Annotated in this window: 20 protein-coding genes and 2 pseudogenes; 16 read left to right on the forward strand and 6 right to left on the reverse strand. The window is 35.3% G+C overall.

Features of this window, described 5'->3' with window-relative positions:
* Positions 1–315 precede the first annotated feature (315 nt).
* From xylB to KA909_RS13480, 5 genes and pseudogenes are all read left to right on the forward strand, one after another.
* Positions 316–1809, forward strand: coding sequence for a xylulokinase (xylB, locus tag KA909_RS05190; RefSeq protein WP_210130019.1), 1494 nt, complete (start codon positions 316–318; stop codon positions 1807–1809).
* A gap of 519 nt (positions 1810–2328) precedes the next feature.
* On the forward strand, positions 2329–3375 hold the full coding sequence (locus tag KA909_RS05195; protein WP_075108161.1) for a PTS sugar transporter subunit IIC: 1047 nt from the start codon (positions 2329–2331) through the stop codon (positions 3373–3375).
* A gap of 2 nt (positions 3376–3377) precedes the next feature.
* Positions 3378–4064, forward strand: coding sequence for a serine dehydratase beta chain (locus KA909_RS05200; protein ID WP_053028817.1), 687 nt, complete (start codon positions 3378–3380; stop codon positions 4062–4064).
* Positions 4065–4077: 13 nt separating this feature from the next.
* Positions 4078–4974 (forward strand): L-serine ammonia-lyase, iron-sulfur-dependent, subunit alpha, encoded by an 897-nt coding sequence (sdaAA, locus tag KA909_RS05205; protein WP_053028816.1) that lies wholly within the window; start codon positions 4078–4080, stop codon positions 4972–4974.
* Between the two features lie 179 nt (positions 4975–5153).
* Positions 5154–5321: pseudogene (locus tag KA909_RS13480) on the forward strand (hypothetical protein); the annotation flags it as partial.
* 115 nt (positions 5322–5436) lie between these two features.
* Here the strand turns inward: KA909_RS13480 and KA909_RS05210 are convergent.
* On the reverse strand, positions 5437–5931 hold the full coding sequence (locus KA909_RS05210; protein ID WP_193838948.1) for a GNAT family N-acetyltransferase: 495 nt from the start codon (positions 5929–5931) through the stop codon (positions 5437–5439).
* A 157-nt stretch (positions 5932–6088) separates the two neighbouring features.
* Here KA909_RS05210 and srtA point away from each other — a divergent pair, with 157 nt between their 5' ends.
* Both srtA and KA909_RS05220 read left to right on the forward strand, forming a co-directional pair.
* Positions 6089–6691 (forward strand): class A sortase SrtA, encoded by a 603-nt coding sequence (gene srtA / locus KA909_RS05215; RefSeq protein WP_193838949.1) that lies wholly within the window; start codon positions 6089–6091, stop codon positions 6689–6691.
* A gap of 270 nt (positions 6692–6961) precedes the next feature.
* Entirely contained in the window at positions 6962–7759 is a 798-nt protein-coding gene (locus KA909_RS05220) for a Cof-type HAD-IIB family hydrolase (RefSeq protein ID WP_193838950.1), read from the forward strand.
* A gap of 66 nt (positions 7760–7825) precedes the next feature.
* On the opposite strand, the gene KA909_RS05225 is transcribed toward KA909_RS05220, so the two are convergent.
* Positions 7826–8818: a D-lactate dehydrogenase gene (locus KA909_RS05225; protein WP_075108156.1), complete on the reverse strand. Its 993-nt coding sequence runs from the start codon at positions 8816–8818 to the stop codon at positions 7826–7828.
* Between the two features lie 318 nt (positions 8819–9136).
* Here KA909_RS05225 and KA909_RS05230 point away from each other — a divergent pair, with 318 nt between their 5' ends.
* The 4 genes from KA909_RS05230 (at position 9137) to KA909_RS05245 (ending at position 12994) form a co-directional block, all read left to right on the forward strand.
* Entirely contained in the window at positions 9137–9793 is a 657-nt protein-coding gene (locus KA909_RS05230; protein WP_210130020.1) for an NAD(P)H-dependent oxidoreductase, read from the forward strand.
* A gap of 222 nt (positions 9794–10015) precedes the next feature.
* Entirely contained in the window at positions 10016–11509 is a 1494-nt protein-coding gene (locus tag KA909_RS05235) for an aldehyde dehydrogenase family protein (protein ID WP_193838952.1), read from the forward strand.
* Between the two features lie 157 nt (positions 11510–11666).
* Positions 11667–12575 (forward strand): phosphate/phosphite/phosphonate ABC transporter substrate-binding protein, encoded by a 909-nt coding sequence (locus KA909_RS05240; RefSeq protein ID WP_210130021.1) that lies wholly within the window; start codon positions 11667–11669, stop codon positions 12573–12575.
* A 116-nt stretch (positions 12576–12691) separates the two neighbouring features.
* A complete protein-coding gene (locus KA909_RS05245) occupies positions 12692–12994 on the forward strand; it encodes a TM2 domain-containing protein (RefSeq protein ID WP_070854732.1) in 303 nt (100 codons plus the stop codon).
* Positions 12995–13095: 101 nt separating this feature from the next.
* Here the strand turns inward: KA909_RS05245 and KA909_RS05250 are convergent, their stop codons facing one another.
* Entirely contained in the window at positions 13096–13902 is an 807-nt protein-coding gene (locus KA909_RS05250; RefSeq protein ID WP_075108152.1) for a VOC family protein, read from the reverse strand.
* Positions 13903–14267: 365 nt separating this feature from the next.
* Positions 14268–14548, reverse strand: a pseudogene (locus KA909_RS05255) (GNAT family N-acetyltransferase).
* Between the two features lie 173 nt (positions 14549–14721).
* Between KA909_RS05255 and KA909_RS05260 the strand changes: the two are divergent.
* Positions 14722–15684, forward strand: a complete 963-nt coding sequence (locus KA909_RS05260; protein WP_193838956.1) for a metal ABC transporter solute-binding protein, Zn/Mn family — start codon at positions 14722–14724, stop codon at positions 15682–15684.
* A gap of 45 nt (positions 15685–15729) precedes the next feature.
* On the opposite strand, the gene aldA is transcribed toward KA909_RS05260, so the two are convergent.
* Positions 15730–17157, reverse strand: coding sequence for an aldehyde dehydrogenase (aldA, locus tag KA909_RS05265; RefSeq protein WP_193838957.1), 1428 nt, complete (start codon positions 17155–17157; stop codon positions 15730–15732).
* Positions 17158–17333: 176 nt separating this feature from the next.
* On the opposite strand from aldA, the gene mhqR reads away from it, so the two are divergent.
* From mhqR to mhqD, 4 genes are all read left to right on the forward strand, one after another.
* Complete coding sequence (gene mhqR, locus KA909_RS05270) at positions 17334–17768, forward strand: MarR family transcriptional regulator MhqR (RefSeq protein WP_193838958.1); 435 nt, start codon at positions 17334–17336, stop codon at positions 17766–17768.
* Between the two features lie 63 nt (positions 17769–17831).
* Entirely contained in the window at positions 17832–18800 is a 969-nt protein-coding gene (gene mhqE, locus KA909_RS05275) for a ring-cleaving dioxygenase MhqE (RefSeq protein WP_193838959.1), read from the forward strand.
* 10 nt (positions 18801–18810) lie between these two features.
* Positions 18811–19719, forward strand: coding sequence for a VOC family protein (locus KA909_RS05280; RefSeq protein ID WP_193838960.1), 909 nt, complete (start codon positions 18811–18813; stop codon positions 19717–19719).
* A gap of 13 nt (positions 19720–19732) precedes the next feature.
* Complete coding sequence (gene mhqD / locus KA909_RS05285; protein WP_193838961.1) at positions 19733–20326, forward strand: methylhydroquinone degradation carboxylesterase MhqD; 594 nt, start codon at positions 19733–19735, stop codon at positions 20324–20326.
* Between the two features lie 60 nt (positions 20327–20386).
* On the opposite strand, the gene KA909_RS05290 is transcribed toward mhqD, so the two are convergent.
* Entirely contained in the window at positions 20387–21421 is a 1035-nt protein-coding gene (locus KA909_RS05290; protein WP_245339351.1) for a YkvI family membrane protein, read from the reverse strand.
* Positions 21422–21650 lie beyond the last annotated feature (229 nt).

Raw genomic sequence — 21650 nt, forward strand, 5'->3', positions numbered from 1 at the left:
TTGATAGTTTAGTATCAATGTGCATGTGTTGGCTAAACTGAGAAGCAATGTATATCTATATCAACATAATCGATATTTAGTCATTCTTATGGGGGTGGAACAATGAATTCAAAGTGGATTCTGTTCCACCCTTGCTTTATTTTTTATTGAAAAAGATTTGAAATCTTAGTTTACTATTGAAAATATCATCAGAATCGATATGATAAATATAAAGGTTTTGAATTTAATTTAAAATTTATATAAAATAAAAAGATATTGAATTGCTTACTTAATATGTAAGGGAATATACGCTTACAATTGATTGATAAAGGTGGAATGGTTGTGGAAGACGTAGTATTAGGAATTGACTTGGGTACCAGTGCAGTTAAAATCATTGCGGTTAATCGACAGGGTGAAGTGATTGCTTCGACAAGTGAACCTTTAACCTTGATACAAAGCCGTGCTGGCTATAGTGAACAAGATCCAAATGAATGGTTTGAAGCGGTGAAACAAGGGATTAAACGTATAAATCAAGCACCTGAAATGGCAAATTATAGTGTTAAAGGACTATCATTTTCAGGGCAAATGCATGGCTTAGTGCCTCTAGATAGCAATTATCAACCAGTACGTCACGCGATTCTTTGGAATGACACACGCAACTCCGAACAATGTATGCAAATCAAAGACATATACGGAGAAAGATTAAATGGCAATCCAATACTTGAAGGGTTTACGTTACCTAAGATGCTTTGGATGAAACAACATGAGCCATCATTGTGGGAACAAGTGAGTGTCTTTGTATTGCCTAAGGACTATGTGCGTTATTGTTTAACAGGCCAAATACATATGGAATATTCAGATGCGGCGAGTACACTATTATTAAGTCCAGAAACACATGATTGGACTAAAGATGTTGGTGAACGTTTAGGTATTGGGGATATTTACCCACCTTTAGTGCGTTCGACAGAAGCGGTTGGCGAAGTACGCTCAGAACTAGTGGAAACACTTGGTTTTAAATCGCCTGTGAAAGTTTATGCTGGTGGGGGAGATAATGCCTGTGGCGCAATTGGAGCGGGTATCATCAATGGTAATGATACGCTTTGTAGTATCGGAACTTCTGGTGTTGTCCTTAATGTAGAAAATGATGGTTATACTGAATACACTAACAATATCCATTTCTTTGATCATAGTGTGCCTCAAACATTTTATGCTATGGGTGTAACGTTAGCTGCGGGTTACAGTTTAAACTGGCTTAAACAAACCTTCTTTGAACAGGATAGCTTTGATGATATTGTTCAACAAGCCAGTACGTCAACCATTGGCGCGAACCATTTGCTATTTGCACCATATTTAGCAGGTGAACGTACACCACATGGAGATGCATTTATACGTGGCAGTTTTATTGGTATTAATGGTAGCCATAAGAAAGCGGATTTTGCGAGAGCAGTGCTAGAAGGTATTACGTTCTCATTATATGACTCTATACAATTAATGCGAGAAGCAGGTAAGACGATAACGCATATCACTTCAATCGGTGGCGGTGCCAAAAGTTCATTTTGGTTACAAATGCAAGCAGATATTTTCAATGCGACGATCAGAAAATTGAAACATGAAGAAGGGCCAAGTATGGGCGCGGCGATGATTGCAGCTTATGGATTGAACTGGTTTGACAGCTTTGATGCATGTGTTGAGAAATTTATTGATGTTGCTCAAACCTTTGAACCAGACGCTACAAGACACGCACAATACGAAGCATATTATAAAGTATACAAAGACATTTACCATCACACACATCAATTAACTGAAGCTTTATTAAAGATTGAAGATTAATCGTTCAAATCGGCAACTAGGTTAGAATCAAATGAGCGTTAGCCTTTTAGGAGAGAACGCAATAAAAAGATGATAAGAAGTAATACTACAAGCCAAGCAAGTTGGGCGTGGAACAATGAATTCATAACAAATTCTGCTCCACGCCCGTTTATTGTGCTAAAAACTTAATAATTTAAATTTTACAATTTTTTCATTTGTGAGCAGTTTGTTATGTATCTATAAATTGACACGTTAAAGTGAATATATAACAAAATAAATGTGTACAATTTAACTAATTATTACAAATATTAGTGTTGCCTTGAAAAGGGTTACAAAGGTAGTTTTAGTGGTGTAAAATAACTAAAATTATTTAGATATTTTCAAAAGATTTCAAATTAAAAATATTTTATCCTCAAAAAGTCTCTTAATGTGATTTATTTCACAAATTTACATTTTTGTCACTGAATAAGTCTTGAAATCGTTTTCTAGAGGGTGTAGTATGACTATGGTTCTTAAATAAATTGAAAGAGGTTTTGGGGAATGAATATTATTTTAGGAGTGGGTACACTCGTATTAGTGCTTATCGTTATGACGCTATTCTTAAACTTCGCGCCATACGGTAAACAAGGACTACAAGCATTATCAGGAGCTGCTTGTGCGACTTTCTTACCACAAGCATTCCTAAGTTACGCTATTGGTGGCGTATTCCATATTGAATTTTTACAAACTATAGGAGACTTAGCAGGAAGCCTTGCAGGTGTTGCAGTTGGTATCTTAACGTGTTTGAAAATGGGTATCTCACCTGTATTTGCAGTCATTGTTGGTCTCGTATTACATGACTTTAAATTATTACCAGCATTTATCGCAGCGTACCTTATTTCATTCGGTATTAAATTTATCGAGAAAAAAGTACCAGAAGGCTTGGACTTAATTGCTGTGATTTTAATTGCTCCAGCAGTTGTATTTGGTTTAGCAACAGCTATTAGCCCAGGAGTTATGGCTGTATTACATCAAATCGGTGGCGCAGTTACATCAGTAGGAGACAGTAATCCATACGCATTAGCAGTTATTTTAGGATTAGTTATTCCTGTAACGGGTATGACACCACTAAGTTCAATGGTATTAACGAGCTTATTAGGACTAACTGGTATACCAATGGCTATCGGTGCATTAACATGTACAGGTTCATCATTTGTTAACTATGTATTATTCAGCAGACTTAATATTGGCGGAAGTAAATCAAAAGCATTCGCAGTGTTTGTTGAACCATTAACACAAATTGATTTAATTGCAAAATACCCTCTACAACTGTATGGTACAAATGCAATTATCGGTGTAGTAAACGCATGTATCGTAACATTTAGTGGACTTGTTATCGGTGTTAAAGGTATGGCAACACCAATTGCAGGTGCAATCGTGTTATTCGGATTTAACGATGCTACAAGATCAATTATCACAATCATTACAGTTGCAGTTGTAAGTGTTATCTTAGCATTTATCTTCAGTACATTAATTAAAAAATTCAACCTAATGGACATGAGTATTAAATTGCCTAGTAAACAGAAACAACCTAAGGAGAGTGTTTAATTATGGCTACTAAAAAAAGCTACGATTATCAAAGCGCATTTGATATTATTGGGCCTGTCATGATGGGACCTTCAAGTTCTCATACAGCAGGAGCAGTTAAAATTGGTAATGCTGCATATGCGGTATTAGGTGGCGTACAGCCAGATAAACTCACAATTCATTATTACGAATCCTTTGCGCAAACACATCAAGGACACGGTACGGATTTAGCCATCGTTGGTGGTGCAATGGGTTACAGCACTTTTGATAGTCGTATTAAAAGTTCATTAGCAATTGCTAAAGACCAAAATATCGAAGTGAACATTATTGAAGAAGAAGGCGACAGTATTGGTGAACATCCTAACTGTGCGTATCTTGTTGCAGAAGGTAATGGACGTCACATTGAAGTCATTGGGAATTCAATCGGTGGCGGTACAATTAAATTAAAACGCATTAGCGTAGAAGGTCTAGACATTGATTTTAACTATGGTTTACCTATCTTAGAAATGGATGGGGCGGCAAATAAATCAGAAGTTAATCATTTTATCAATGATGTAAGTGAACTTGGTGCTGACATAAAAGAAGAAATGACACAAACGGGCGATAATTTCAGTTTAGCAGTATTACCACTAAACAAAGCATTATCTGAATCAACGTTAGATCAAATTAAAGAAAAATATAGTCACTTAAATATATCCTATATTAAATAGAGGGGGATTAAAGATGTTTGATTCAATTAGAGAAACAATAGACTACGCAGTCGAAAATAAAATGTCTTTCGCAGATATTATGATCCAAGAAGAGATGGAACTTTCAGGTAAAACACGTGACGAAGTTAGAGAAACAATGAAACAGAACTTAGACGTCATGAGAGATGCTGTAGTTAAAGGATCAACTGGCGAAGGCGTTAAAAGTGTAACAGGTTATACTGGTCAAGATGCGATTAAACTTGCTAAATATAATGAAAATAATCATGCTTTATCAGGCCATGAAATGGTTGAAGCAGTGAAAGGCGCAGTTGCTACTAACGAAGTAAACGCAGCAATGGGTATCATTTGTGCAACACCAACAGCTGGATCCTCCGGAACGATTCCGGGCGTATTATTTAAATTAGAAAAAACACATGACCTTACAGAAGAACAAATGATAGATTTCTTATTCGTTTCATCATTATTTGGCCGCGTTGTTGCTAATAACGCAAGTGTTGCAGGTGCTACAGGTGGCTGCCAAGCAGAAGTTGGTTCAGCTTCAGCAATGGCTGCAGCTGCTGCGGTATCCATCTTCGGTGGTGAACCTGAAGCATCTGGTCACGCAATGGCACTAGCAATCAGTAACTTACTTGGTCTAGTATGTGACCCAGTAGCTGGTTTAGTTGAAATTCCATGTGTAATGCGTAATGCAATTGGTTCTGGTAACGCATTAATCTCTGCTGACTTAGCATTAGCTGGTGTTGAAAGTAGAATTCCAGTGGATGAAGTTATCGAAGCAATGGATAAAGTAGGACGTGGCTTACCAGCTGAATTAAGAGAAACAGGACTTGGTGGTTTAGCAGGTACACCAACTGGTGAAGCAATCAAACGTAAAATCTTTGGTGAAGCAGAAGTGAATAGCTTCTCATAATCCCACCATAGTTATAAGTCATTCTTGAATGTCTGTGAGGCATTTGAGGATGGCTTTTTTATTTAATCATAGGTGTGTCATGTAAATGATTTAAAATTGCATATATTTATCAGAAAATTAAAAAAGTTATTGCAAAATTTCACCAATACAGATAAAATAACTCAAAAGGGGATGATGATATGCTAAGGTTATGTATCATCTTTTTTGTATTCGTGACCAACACAACTATCACACAATTATGGACTGTCGAGGGAACATGGGAGAATCTCTTACTACAATCAATGTCATTAAGTATGATTATTGTATTCCTATTTTATTATGTGGGTTTTGTGATTGCGGAGAAAAAGAGGAAACAAATAGAAACGTTATTTAAAAAAGAAATCTTTCACGAGAAAGAAGACCTTTTTGAAAAAGACGATAAAAGAAAAGTAAGTGAGTAAAAGGGGCTCACTTACTTTTCTTTTATTTTGCATGTAAATCATATTGGTAAAATGCTAGGTCTAACCATTGATTAAATTTGTAGCCAACATTCGTAATGGTGCCTGCATGTTTAAAGTTAAACTTCTTATGTAATTGGATACTACTGTTATTCGACGCATCGATACCAGCTACAATGGTACGATAATTCTTCGATCTCGCATCGTTAATAAGATGTTGTAGTAATTGGGAAGCAATGCCTTTGCCACGATTCGATTGATCAACATAGATTGAATGTTCAATCGAATATAAATAGGCAGGCCAATTTCTAAACTGACCATAAGTCGCAAAACCCACAGCTTTACCTTCACATTCAAATACAAATATTGGTTCTTGTGCTTGATGTTTTGCGTCAAACCAAGCTTTACGTTCATCTAGCGTTTGGACATCATAAGTATAAACGGCTGTTGAATGTAATATTGCGTCATTATAAATAGCTAAGATTGCCGGTAAATCTTCAAGTACTGCTTCTCTAATCATTATGGCACCTACTTTTCAAAGTTTGTTTCAGTTTATAGCGAGAATTGTTTTGTTGCAACTGTATGTCATTAAATATGACACGATGAATTAAATTAAACTTATGAAGTAAAAATGATATACTATGACCTAAGAAAGTACATTAAAGGAGTAACATATAATGAAGAATTGGATCAATCGATTGATGACAATCATTGGGGTCATCCTCATTTTAATAGCAATATATTTATTTGCTAAGCCACACATTGATAATTATTTACATGAAAAAGACAACGACAATAAAATTGAACAATATGATAAAAACGATAAGTCAAATAGTAAGCAAACGCCGACAATTCCTAAAGACAAATCTAAAATGGCTGGTTATATTTCAGTACCAGATGCAGAAATTAAAGAACCAGTTTACCCTGGTCCTGCGACACCAGAACAGTTAAATCGCGGTGTAAGCTTTGCTGAAGAGGATGAGTCACTAAGTGATCAGAATATTTCTATTGCTGGTCACACATTTACCGATCGACCACATTACCAATTCACTAACTTAAAAGCAGCTAAAAAAGGGAGTAAGGTTTACTTTAAAATAGGGAATGAAACACGAGAATATAAAATGACAAGTATCCGTGATGTTAATCCAGACCAAGTGGAAGTCCTTAATGAACATAAAGGCGAGAAGAATCAATTAACATTAATCACTTGTGATGATTATAATGAACAAACTGGCGTTTGGGAAAAGCGTAAAATATTTGTTGCGAAACAAGTGAAATAATGAATTACCTTAAAAGCTAAAGCATTTAAGTGTTTGGATTTAAGCATTACCTGAATTTAGAAACGTAAGTTAATCGGAGTGAAATAGTACATTCATTAAGAATGCTGTTTCACTCTTTTTAATTTAGCTATCAAAATGAAGGGCGCTATTTTTAGCGTTTGTACACAATTTCAGAATGTGAATATAGTTTCATCATGAAAGCGTAAACTTCAACCTTAAAGAGATGACAGATATAATAAATGTGAATACAACGGACTAGGGGGAGTACACATGGTTAAAGCAATAGCAGTAGACATGGATGGCACGTTTTTAGATTCAAATAAGCATTATGATAAAGACCGTTTTGAGAAGATCTTCAAAGCATTAAAAGAACGTAATATAGAATTCATAGCCGCAAGTGGCAATCAATTTGCGAAACTAAAATCTATATTTGGCGAAAGAGATATGTTCTTTATTTCTGAAAATGGTGCAGTGATCTATAAAGGAAATACGCTATACAATTATCGTAGCTTTAATACATCGAATTACAAAGCAGTAGTTGATTATTTAAATATTGAGCGAAACATTAAAGAATTTATAATTTGTGGATTGAAAAGTGCCTATATATTAAAAGACACGAGTGAAGCTTTTAAGAAAGATGCCCATTTCTACTATCACCAGTTAGAGGAGATTGATTCTTTTCAGCCTTTGCCAGAAGATGAATATGTCAAAATTGCATTAAATATTAATCGAGACACACATTCGACATTAGATGAGGATCTAGAAGCGAAATTTAGCGACATCATTAAACTCGTATCTAGTGGACATGATAGTATAGACATTATTATGCCAAACATGACAAAAGGCCAAGCACTTCAGCGCTTGTTAAAAGCGTGGGATATGTCTGCTTCTGATTTGATGGCATTTGGAGATGCGAACAATGATAAAGATATGCTTGAATTAGCTGAGCACAGCTATGTTATGGCTAATAGTCATGATGAAACATTATTTGAAATCGCAAAAGCAGTCGCACCTAGCAATGATGAACAAGGTGTCTTACAAGTGATAGAACAAGAAGTATTGAAATAACTAAAAAAATCAGGAGAATACGCAACTTTAAGCGTTCTCCTGATTTTTATTTATTAAACACATATCTTAGTTTAATTGAGTTTCACATTTACCAGTATTAATAACTGATAATGCTGCGTTTAATCCGCCTTCAACTAAATTTCTCACAGCTTCATCAGAGAAGAATGCGATATGTGGAGTGACCAAAATATTTTCATGTTCAATTAATTCTAATAAAGTTTCATCTTTGATGTCTTTACCAGTCCAGTCATAAGTGAAGTAGTCTGCTTCGTTTTCATAAGTATCAATCGCAGCACCGTATAATGTACCATCATTAACTGCTTTAATTAATTCTGGTGTATCAATAACAGCACCACGAGCCGCATTTACTAATACTGCACCTTTTTTCACTTTAGCGAACATATCAGCATCGAATAAGTGGAAACTTTCTTTGTTTGCTGGTACGTGTAATGAAATGATATCAGCATCAGCAATTGCTTCTTCAACTGAATCTTTATATTCTAAGAAGTCTAAAGAATTGTTAGGGTATGCATCGTAACCTACTACTTTAGCTCCGAAACCAGCATAAATTTTACCAGTTGCAGCACCGATACGTCCTGTACCGATAATCGCTACTGTCATATTTTTAACAGGTGTAGACATGATAGGAGCAGCCCATTTGAAATTATGTTCTTGAACACGTTTTTCAATTGCAGGGAAACGACGTACTAATTGTAAAGCGATAGACACTGAATATTCAGCAATTGTTTCTGGTGAATAGCTAGGTACATTTGAAATGATGATGCCATGTTTTTTAGCTAATTCTAAATCGTACATGTCGAAACCAGCAGTACGTTGAGCGATTTGTTTAATTCCATATTCTTCAAGTTTTGGATAAACAGATTCTGCTAATTTACCAAATTGCATTGTAGTGACACCATCGAAACCTTTAGCTAAATCAACTGTATCTTCACTTAAGATTTCTTCAGTTGTAACAACTTCAACATTGTTCGCTTTACCCCAGTTTAAAGCGTCATTTTTCTCGTAGTCACGAGTTCCATAAAACATAATTTTTGTCATTTTAATAACCTCACTTCATTTTGTATGAATTTATAATTAATAAATAAGTTTTCCTAAGTTGTCTATAGAAATGTGAATTATTAATAGGAATAATGATTTGAAACATCTCTATTACTTAACTTACAAATATATTATATTGTGAATTTATTCACAAATCAATAGGGAAATTGAAATTTATTTTTCAATTGTTAAAAATTTCACATAAAAATAGTAAATTTCCATTTATTTTTAATTGATGACAATTGTAAGCGTATAACTTTAGGCTAAAGGAAACGTCTTATATAATCAAATTAGTATAATCTAAGGAGGAAATATTTTATGAGTTCGATGCAAGATACAATCCTAAACGCGTTTAATTTCAGACATGCAACGAAGGAATTTGATCCAGAGAAACATGTGAGCGATTCAGATTTTCATACAATATTGGAAACGGGGTGCTTATCACCAAGTTCATTAGGGTTAGAACCTTGGCGTTTTATTGTTCTAGAGGATGAAGATTTAAAAGAGAAATTAAAACCTTATAGTTGGGGTGCACAAAAACAACTCAGCACTGCTAGTCGTTTTGTTATTATTCTTGCACGCAAAAACGTGACTGCTGACTCAGACTATGTACAACATATCGTTCGAGGTATCAAAAAATATGAAGAAAGTACGATTCCAGCAGTAGAAGACAAATACAATGACTTCCAAACAAGTTTCCATATTAATGATAACGAGAGAACATTGTTAGATTGGGCAAGTAAGCAAACGTATATTGCTTTAGCTAATATGATGACATCTGCAGCATTATTAGGTATTGATTCATGTCCTATGGAAGGATTTGATTTGGATAAAGTTACTGAAATTTTAGCTGAAGAACAAGTTATAGATACAGAACAGTTTGCGCCATCTGTAATGGTTGCGTTTGGCTATCGTAAACATGATCCTAAAGCTAAAGTACGTCAACCAGCCGATGATGTCATCGAATGGGTTTAATGAAGTGTAAAGAGAGCGTCTTGGACATCAATCAATGTCTCAGGCGCTCTCTGTTCTTAATGTTTAACTACTTATAAATATGGAAATGAAATACAAGCAAGTTAGTGTATTTAAAAATTTAAATAAGGTAAAATAACATTAGCTTTAAGCAAGCGCTTACATTTGATGTAAACACAACGCACATATGGTTTTTCATAAATATTTATAAAGGGATGATGAAAAATGACAAAAGTAAACGTTAAAGATTTCTTAGAGGAACAATACGGTTTATTTATCAACGGTGAATTTCAAGCAAGTGAAAGTGGAGACACATTAACTGTAACTAACCCCGCTAATGGTGAAGATTTAGCTAAAGTAGCCAAAGCAAGTAAATCTGATGTTGATAAAGCAGTTAAAGCTGCACAAGATGCTTTTGACAGTTGGAGTAAAACATCTAAAGAAGAACGTGCGGATTATTTATTAGAAATTAGTCGTCGAATTCACGAAAAGGTTGAACACTTCGCGACAATTGAATCACTTCAAAATGGTAAGCCTTATCGAGAAACATCAACAATTGATGTGCCATTAACAGCCAATCAATTTAAATATTTCGCAAGTGTATTAACAACTGATGAAGGTTCAGTCAATGAAATTGATGACAATACAATGAGTTTAGTGATCAATGAACCAGTTGGTGTCGTTGGTGCTGTCGTTGCATGGAACTTCCCAATTCTATTAGCTTCTTGGAAACTAGCGCCAGCATTAGCTGCAGGTAATACGATTGTAATCCAACCATCGTCTTCAACACCTTTATCATTAATTGAACTTGCAAAAATTTTCCAAGACGTATTACCTAAAGGTGTTGTGAACGTCTTAACAGGTAAAGGTTCTGAATCAGGTGACGCGATTTTCAATCATGAAGGCGTTAATAAATTATCATTCACAGGTTCTACGGATGTAGGTTATGGTGTTGCTAAAGCAGGTGCTGAACGCATTGTACCAACAACATTAGAACTCGGTGGTAAAAGTGCAAATATCATTTTTGATGATGCTAATTTAGATCTAGTAATTGAAGGCGTTCAATTAGGTATCTTATTTAACCAAGGTGAGGTTTGTAGTGCAGGCTCACGTTTATTAGTCCAATCATCAATTTATGATAAATTAATGCCGAAACTTAAAGATGCGTTTGAAAATATTAAAGTAGGCGACCCATTCGATGAAGATGTCAAAATGAGTGCGCAAACAGGTCCAGAACAACTTGAAAAAATTGAAAGTTACGTTAAAATTGCCAAAGAAGATAGCAATGCCAATATCTTAACAGGCGGTCATCGCTTAACTGACAATGGACGTGATAAAGGATATTTCTTCGAACCAACAATTATTGAAATTAACGACAATAGCCATCAATTGGCACAAGAAGAAATTTTCGGACCAGTTGTCGTTGTTGAGAAATTCGAAGATGAAGCAGAAGCAATCCAAATTGCAAACGATTCTGAATATGGTTTAGCAGGTGGTATCTTCACGACAAATATTAATCGTGCACTAAACGTGGCTAAAGCGATAAGAACAGGTCGTATTTGGATTAATACGTATAATCAATTCCCAGCTGGAGCACCATTCGGCGGTTACAAAAAATCAGGTATCGGTCGAGAAATTTATAAAGATGCAATCAAAAACTATCAACAAGTTAAAAACATCTTTATCGATACAAGTAATGAAACTAAAGGCTTATACTAAGTTAATACGTATATCTGTTACAAACTGAATCAGGGCTATCTGCAAAGTCAAAGACTTTGTGGATAGCTTTTTTTATACATTTACACTTCTTTATAATAGAAATACGTTATAATACAATTTAAGTCTTTAAAATTTATATTTTACAAAAGGAAAAATGATGAAAAAAATAATTGTATTATTCATGAGCTTTATCGTGCTCGTCGTCGCACTCAGTGGTTGCTCACCAAAAGAGGACAAACGTTCAGACGATTATAAACCAGAAACGCTAAATGTTGAATTTGTACCTTCACAAAATGCAAAGACATTAGATGCTAAAGTTAAACCATTACAACAACTGTTATCAAAAGAATTAGGCATTCCTGTGAAGGTACATATAGCGACTAACTATAATACGATGGTAGAAGCATTAAAATCAAAAAAAGTAGATGTGGCCTTTATTTCACCTGTGTCTTATACAATCGCGCATGACCAAGGTGCTGCAGATGTACTATTAAAATCTAAAGGTTATTTGGTAGATGATAAAGGACATCCAACTTCGAAATTAGTCGACTACTATCGTTCACAAATTGTAGTACGTCAAAATAGTCATTTACAGACGTTAGAAGATTTAAAAGGTAAGAAGGTAGGGTTACAAGATCCAGAATCTACATCTGGATATATTTATCCTATGGCTAGCTTAAAAAAGGTACATATCCATCAAAATGACATTAAAATTGCTCAAATCAAAGGTCATGATCAAGCATTGATAGCATTGTTAAATGGTGATGTCGATGCCGTAGCAATATACCAGGATGCACGCACAGATTTAAAACGTGATTACCCAAATATCTATAAAGATACTAAAGTGATTTATAGAACAGAAAAAATACCTAATGATACGATTTCAGTGCGTAGTGATATGAATCAGCAATGGAAAACAAAAATCAGTAACGCATTTTTAGAGATGAGTAAAACAAAGAAAGGTAAAACAATACTGACAGATATTTATGGACATCAAGGCTATGAGAAAGCGAAAGATAGCGATTTTGACACAGTAAGAAAGTATCGAAAACTTGTTGAAGAATAAAAAATAAGCTAAGGACAATATGTGACCATCCTGATAAATATAATATGATTTGAATTAGAATTAAATTGATAGTTTAATCATTAACTAATTTAATATTTAGGAATGGGGACAATGTGATGAATTTAGAAGAAAAAACGTATATTGAGCAACAAGTAGCGAATCGTTCAAAAACAGCGCTTATCTCTTATGTATTATGGTTCTTCCTAGGTGGATTTGGTGGACATCGTTTTTATCATGGTAAAACGGGTTCTGCAGTAGGTTTATTAGTACTTACCATATTAACAGCATGGTTTACCTTTGGTATCCCGACATTAATCTGGGTGATTATTGATGCATTTTTAATACCTGGATGGGTTAAAGAGGATGAAAATCGAGTCCGTCAATTTGCAATGCGAGAAGTAAATAATATGAAATCATAAAAAATAAGGATTGAGAGAAGACAAAGTCATTTATCTTCTCTCAATCCTTTTTAAATGGTGTGTTTATTAAACGATGGCAAGTAGTGATTAAACGAATCATTCTATCCAGGAACTACGCTTGTATCACTATGAACTGTAATATCGAAACCTTCAGGTGACGTTATATTTTCTTCTTTAGCATTGGGTTTATAGATATCAAAGTGAACTAAGCCGTAAGTATTGTCATTATCTGTTCTAACTTGATTTGATTGCCAAACATTAGCGGCGATATGATGATGATAGTTTTGTGTAGACATAAATAATGCTTGTGGGAAATTAGAAATATGTTCTAATCCAATTTGTTCAATATAAAAGTCACGTGCCTGTCCTAAATCGTGTGTTTTAAGATGCAAGTGCCCGATTTTGCCATCAGCTGGCCAACCAGCCCAACCGTCTTCTGTACGTTGTGCAATTAAATCATCTGCATCTACAGCAAGTGTATCCATTTTTACGAAATGACCATCCCATTGCCATTCTTCAGATGGACGATCTTGATATACTTCAATGCCGTTACCTTCCGGATCATTAAAGTATAATGCTTCACTAACAAGGTGATCGCCACCACCTACAGGTACGTTTAAACGACTAGCGTGGAATAAAAAGTTTGCTAAATCTGCACGTGTAGGGAGTAAGTAAGCAATATGGAACAAACCAGCTTCTCTAAATCCTGGACGACGTCCATCTTCAAGATAGTGTAATGTTAATGTATGTCCATTTGCGCCAACATTGAAAATAACGTGTTGGTCGTCTTGTTCTTTAATTGAAAATCCAAGAATGTTTTTATAAAAGTTAGTCATTTTAGTTAAGTCTTCAACGTTCAATGTAATATTCGTAACTTGTGTTGCTTCAGTAGTGTGAAATGCATTCATAATGTAGTGCCTCCTAAGATGAATGGATCATCTTCATTTATTATTTATATTAAGTATAATAAATATACTACTAATCATTAAATTAAGCAAGGAAGTTGTTTTCTAAATTTTAAATGCATGAAAAAAGGGAGAGGGACAGAATTCTTTTAAAATTCGTTGTCCCACCCCCGCAAGGATGACTAGAACTGAGAAAAGCTTAAATTAAGCGCCTTCTCAGTTCAGTCAGCTACTGCGAATTTGCAAAATAGCATCATCTTATTATTTATGTCCCAGGCTCACTATACAAGCCTGATTATAGCCTAAAAGCTCTGTATCGATTTAATGTGCGTGAACGCTTATGTGCGCGTCGTTATATTTGAAGTGGATTATCCAAGATAAACATCTTGATAATCTTCATTTTTTCTAATACATTTTTCGCAAATGGACAAGATGCGATAATTTTTAAGTTGTTTTCTCTTGCATAATTGACAACAGCTTCAACTAATTGTTTGCCTAAACCTTGTCCACCTAGTTCATCTGCAACACCAGTGTGATCAATATCAATTTCATTATTATCTACTTGTTTAAACGTAATGACTGCTTGCGCATTGTGTTCATCTTCTCCAACATAGAATTGTTGGTTACCTTTTTTAATATCTTGTGCCATATAACGTCACTCCTTTAATAATGTCATACTTATATGTATCACTTTTGAAGCAATCCGAAACATGCATGAACTAAATATTAAAATACAAAATAGATAATAAATATAAATATTGCATTATTACATTATTAAAGATATAGTTGTAAACGAATTTGCTACGTCTTGGAGGGGTCTGTGTGAAGAGGATAATCTATTTCTTTATTGTTTTGTGTCTCTGTATGACTGTAACGGCTTGTAGCACAGAACAATATTCGAGTGCCAAAAAGAAAGATATTTCAACGGATAATAAATTAAATATTTATACTACCGTATTTGCATTTGAAAGTTTCACTAAACAAATTGGTGGCAAATACGTCAATGTTGATACGATTTATCCTCCGGGTGCAGACACGCATACATATGAACCAACACAAAGAGATATGATTAATATTGCGAAAAGTGATGTGTTTATCTATTCAAGTGACGACCTAGATCCAGTTGCTAAGACGATTACAGAATCAATGACGAATAATGATATGAAATTAGCCGTTGCGTCTGATTTAAACCATCATACATTACTTGAAGAAGACCATGACCATGATGAACACGAGCATCAACATAATCATGAAGCGAGCAGTCATGATCCACATGTTTGGCTAGACCCAGTACTAGATAAGCATTTTGCAGAAAAAATTAAGAATGATTTAGTCAAAAGAGACCCTCAACACAAAGCATATTATGAGCATAATTTTAAAAAATTAAATCAAGACTTAACAGATTTAGATCAAAAATTAAAAGTAATTACTGAACATCCTAAAAGGCATAAAGTTATTATTTCGCATGATTCATTAGGTTATTTAGCAGAACGTTACCACTTCCAACAAGAGGGGGTAAGTGGTATGAATAATGAAGAACCAAGCCAAAAGGATATTCTTGCACTTATTAAACAAATTAATCATACGCAACAACCCTATATACTTTATGAACAGAATATTACTTCTAAGATAACGGATGTTATTCGTGACGAGACCAATGCAGAACCATTAAGTTTTAATAATTTGTCTGTATTATCCAAAGAACAAGCTAATGATAAAGATTTAACTTTCCAATCAATCATGAAGCAGAACATTAAAGCATTAGATAAAGCATTAAATCATTAAAAACCCCCTAATCCTTTTTACAGGAATTAGGGGATTTATATCTCATTATTCATATCTAATATAGCTTACAGTTGTATTGTAGTATTCTTCGAAACCGTGAATACCATCTGCACCACCTAAGCCAGATTCTCTCCAGCCAGCGTGGTAGCCATTAACGACTTCTTCTGCTTCGCAATTCGCATAAACTTCACCGAACTTCAAGCGTTCTGTCGCTTTCATGACTTCTTTTAAATTCTCTGAGAAGATATAAGAAGATAACCCTGCATTTGTATCATTTGCGGCATCAATTGCTTCATCAAAGTCATTATAAGTTGTAATAGCTAGGACAGGACCAAAGATTTCTTCTTTAAAGGCACTGTCTTCTTTTTTAACATTGTCTAAAATGGTAGGCGCATAGAAGAAACCAGCACGATTTAATTTATGACCACCTAAGACTAAGTCAGCACCATTTTGAATAGCGTCTTGTACTTTGCGATCAATACTATCTAACTGTGTTTGATTAATAATGGCACCAAAATCCGTATTAGCATCTAACGGATCGCCCACTTGTAATTCACTCATACGTTGTTTGGCTTTATTGACAAAGTCTGTGTGCACATCTTCATGAACGAAGATACGTTCTGGACACGTACATACTTGACCTGCATTATTAATTCGCGCAGTTACAATATAATCTACTGCTTTGTCTAAGTTTGCATGCGGCGTCACTAAGACAGGTGCATTACCGCCCAATTCTAGATTTACTTTTTTAACAGTATTAGCTGCATGTTGATAAACGGCTTTACCTGCACGCATACTTCCTGTTAACGATATAAGTTGAACATCTTGATGTGTGGCGAGTTGCGTACCAACTGTTTCTCCAGTACCTGGTACGATTTGAATTAGGCCGGCTGGTATTGTTGAAGCACGGAATAATTCAGCCAAACGTAAAGTGAGTAATGTCGTCTCTTCACTTGGTTTGATGACGATTGAGCACCCCGTTACAAGTGCAGGAATAACTTTACGCATTAAGACCATAATGGGTGCGTTCCATGGAATAATACCGGCAGTCACGCCCACTGGTTTCTTTATTAATTGAATGGTTTCATTCACTACGCTATTTTGTAGGACTTCGCCTTTATTACGCATGCTTAAACTTGTCATATAGTCGATAAATTGTATCGCTTTATCAATTTCACCTTCAGCTTGTGCCAACGTTTTACCTTGTTCTTGAACATACAATTGGGCTAACGCGTCTTTGTTCTGCTCTAATAAAGGAATTAATAATTTTACATGCTCTGCACGTGTAGGTGCGGGCACGTTTTCCCATTCAAGTTGTGCATGTTTAGATTTTTCGATTGCCTCGTTAACTTCGTCCTCAGTTGCGAAAGTAATTGTATCAAATGTTTCACCTGTTGCAGGGTTGATAACGTCCATTGTGTTATTAGACTTACTCTCTACAAATTCATTGTTAATAAATAATTGATTGGTCATTTGAGACACCTCCAACGTTAGTATTCCCTGTAACTACCATTTCCATGCTTATTTCTTTTTAAAAAAGATAGTAATCAAACGCACATAAATTTATAATAGAACTAACATATTGACGATAAGTTGAAATACGTGTACAATTTATCTCGAAATAGAAATAAATTAAAGGTGGTGCGTTAATGGATCGCACGGAACATTCATTGAAAGCATTTATTGGTCTTAATAGAGCATTAGATAGATTAGAAAAAATCGTACAGCAAGATGTGAAAAACTATGGACTGAATGTCACAGAATTCGCAGTATTAGAATTACTTTATAGTAAAGGCCCACAACCGATTCAACGTATTAGAGATAGGGTGCTCATCGCAAGTAGTAGTATTTCATACGTAGTGAGTCAATTAGAAGAGAAGGGTTGGATTACGCGTGACAAAGACCCATCAGATAAGCGCGTATATAATGCAACACTTACCGACAAAGGGCAACAATTTATGGCAGACATTTTCCCCCAACATGCTGCTACGTTAGAACAGGCGTTTTCTGTTCTATCAGAAGAAGAATTGATAACGATTCAACAAGCATTCAAAAAATTAAGTGCACAAACAGCAGAAGTGTAAACCTGTGCACTTTAATTTTTTAACTTAAATTATCTCGAAATCGAAATAAATGGAGGGTGACTTATGATAGACACTAATTTGTTAGGTATTCATCACGTAACGGCGATTACAGATGATGCTGAACGTAACTATAAATTTTTTACAGAAGTACTTGGTATGAGACTTGTTAAGAAGACGGTAAACCAAGATGATATTCAAACGTATCACACCTTTTTTGCAGATGATGAAGGGTCAGCAGGTACTGATATGACATTCTTTGACTTTCCTGGTATACCACAAGGACGTAAGGGGACAAATTCGATTACGAAACCATCATTCCGTGTACCAAATGATGAGGCACTAACCTATTATATGCAACGTTTTGATGCGTTTGGTGTGAAGCATGAAGGAATCCAAGACGTATTAGGTAAGAAGGTATTGCCTTTTCAAGAAGCAGATGGACAAGATTATCAATTAGTATCTGATGAGGGCGATAGCGGCGTGTCACCTGGCAAACCTTGGAAGAACGGCCCGGTTCCTGAGGATAAAGCGATTTATGGTTTAGGACCAATCGAAATTACGGTGAGCTACTTTGATGATTTCAAGCGTTTGTTAGAACGTGTTTATGGCATGCGAACAATCATAGATGAAGACAATGTAGCATTGCTCGAAGTTGGTGACGGTGGTAATGGTGGTCAAGTGATTCTAAGAAGAGATGAAGATGGGCCAGTTGCTGTTCAAGGATATGGTGAAGTACATCATGTATCATTTAGGGTTAAAGATCATCAAGCGATTGAACAATGGTTGCACAAATACAATGACATAGGTATACCTCATTCTGGTTTAGTAGATCGCTTTTATTTTGAAGCCTTATACGCACGTCTAGGCCACATCTTGTTGGAAATTTCTACTGATGGTCCTGGATTTATGGAAGATGAACCATATGAGACGCTAGGTGAAAAATTATCATTACCGCCATTTTTAGAAGAACAAAGAGAGACAATCGAATCTCAAGTACGACCTTTTGATACTACCGGTAAAAGTGATAACTAAGGAGGATTCAATGATGGAACCTATTACACATATTCATCATATTTCGGCGATTGTTGGCGATGCGCAAGAGACATACGATTTCTATACGAATGTATTAAACTTATCTTTAATTAAACAGACAGTAAATTTTGATGATACGTCAACGTATCATTTGTATTTCTCAAATCATAAAGCACAACAAGATATGGTGCTTACTTTCTTTAATTGGCCAAATCGTTATAGAGGGCGTATTGGTTCAGGTCAAGTTGGACGATTAGCGTTTAGCATACCGAAAGATAGTATGGCGCATTGGGAAATGAAATTACATGCGAATGGTATCCAAACCCGTCAAACGTTTTCTTTTAATCAAGCCACATTGGAATTTGAAGATCGTCATGGATTGACATTAGCAATGGTTGAAAGTCATGAAACACATGCGAACAATGACATCATAGGATTTCACGGTGTCACGATGTTATCAGCTGACCCACAAGCAACAGAAGCATTACTACGTGATGATTTGGGGCTAGAATACATTCAAGAAACAGATGACAATGTTCAGTATCAAACTGTGGGTAGTGTGCATCATCAAATTATTATTCAGAAATTTATAAACCCACAACCTGTACGTTGGGGTGGTGGCACCTTCCATCATATTGCGTGGTCAGTCCCAAATGACGAGGTACATGTACAATGGCGTGACTATCTTCTAAATAAAGGGATGCATGTGACGGATGTGAAAGAACGATTTTATTTCCATGCGATTTACATGAAAGAGCCTGGCAAATTAATCTTTGAATTTGCGACTGCTGGTCCTGGCTTTATGATCGATGAAGATGTAGATGAGTTAGGTAAACAACTACAGCTACCACCATTTTACGAGGACAGACGATACGACATTGAATCTCAATTAACACCGTTAAGACTAAATGAAAAATAAGGAGTGTGGATTGATGGAACATATTTATAGACCAGGTAAAGATAATGCACCGACATTAATACTGTTACACGGAACTGGTGGGGATGAAACAGATCTGATTCCACTCGGCACAGCTTTAAATCCTGATTATAATCTATTAGGTATTCGCGGAGAAATTAATGAAAATGGTATGAATCGTTATTTCAAACGCCTTGCAGAAGGTGTCTACGATGAAGAAGATTTAGACTATCGTGGTCAACGGTTGTTAGATTTTATATATGACGCTGCTGAACGTTATCGTTTTGATTTGACTACAACAGTCTTAGTTGGGTTCTCTAATGGCGCTAATATTGCGATTAACTTAATGTTACGAGACACAGCACCATTCAAAAAAGCCTTGTTATTTGCGCCACTGTATCCCATTGAAGTAACCACATCGAAAGATATGAGTGACGTAGAAGTATTATTATCTATGGGCAAACATGATCCAATTGTTTCAATGGATCAGAGTGCGCACGTGATGAATTTATTTAAACAACAGGGCGCACATGTTACTGAAGTTTGGGTGAACAGTCATGAAATTACACAAGCAGGATTAATGCAAGGACAAGAAATCCTGAATTCATAATTAAATAAGACTCAAAGATGTATGGCTAACGTCTTTGAGTCTTGTTTAATGTATTTTCAATTATTTAGATAGTACGAAGTGTTTAAATCCTTGATACAAAATTGGGATAAGGAGTATGAAACCAAATAATCCCATGATGGGGAAGACTTTTCCGATTAAAGAAATAAAGCCGATAAATGTACATATAAATGTAACGATAGCCATTGCAATGATGAGTACAAAGTACCCTTTGGAGAATGGCTCTGTAAAACGCGATGCAAAAGCATACATAAGACCAACAATTGTATTATAGATAACTAAAATCATTATAATCGACATCATTGTACCTAATAAAGGTGAAATATGATTAGCCAGTAGTAGCGTTGGCAATGCAACAGATTGAATGTGTTCAAATTCTGTAATGAGCCCTAGATTAATCATTAATAGCAATAATGTAATGATGATACCCCCTAAGATGCCACCCCATAACGCCGACTGACGATGTTGCATGCGACCGCCCATTACACTTAAAAAACTAAATGCGGCTGCGATTTGTAGACTCGCATAATTTAATCCATCAAACCACCAACCGAGTGATAAACCGTGTTGTTCATTGAAGCGGTTCGCTGCACTAAAATTAACATCTCCTGTTATAAAATAATAGATGGCGATAATAGAAACAACAATGACTAGGAAGGGGGTCACCATACCTAAGACGGTAATCAAACGTTCAAATTTAAGAAACAGTGTCATTAGAATAAATAATACTAATAGCAATGAACTTAACCAATAAGGTAATCCGAAACTTTCATGTATGGTTGAGGCCCCACCTGCAGTCATAATCATCGCTAAAGAGAACAAAAATAAAGTTAAAATAATATCAAAAATACGTGCAATCATTGGATGTAAATAATATTGAATAGACTCAGAATGGTTATGAGATTGAATCGTAAAGCCAGTGTTTAAGACGAAGACGCCTGCTAACGTAATGATTAACCCCGTAACGATAATACCAGTAATACTATAGCTACCATGACTCGTGAAGAACTGAAATATTTCTTGACCAGTCGCAAAGCCAGCCCCAACGACAACACCCACAAATGCGAAAGCTACCATTATAGTCTCTCTAAAAAGTTGCACAATTAAAATTTCCTTTCAAATCATTACTTAATTCATATAGTTTAAACGCAATTATCTATTTTAGACGAAATGAGGTTAGAAATAAATAGGAAAGTTTACCCGAAGTGAACATTGTGTGTCCGACAAAGGCATTAACAACTTGTTTATAAATTGGTAATGCAGGTGTAACCAAAGTTTGATAGTATGACACAGTATTGAAAAAAGT

It is taken from the genome of Staphylococcus sp. GDX8P54P, from assembly GCF_017893165.1.
GTDB lineage: Bacteria > Bacillota > Bacilli > Staphylococcales > Staphylococcaceae > Staphylococcus > Staphylococcus borealis.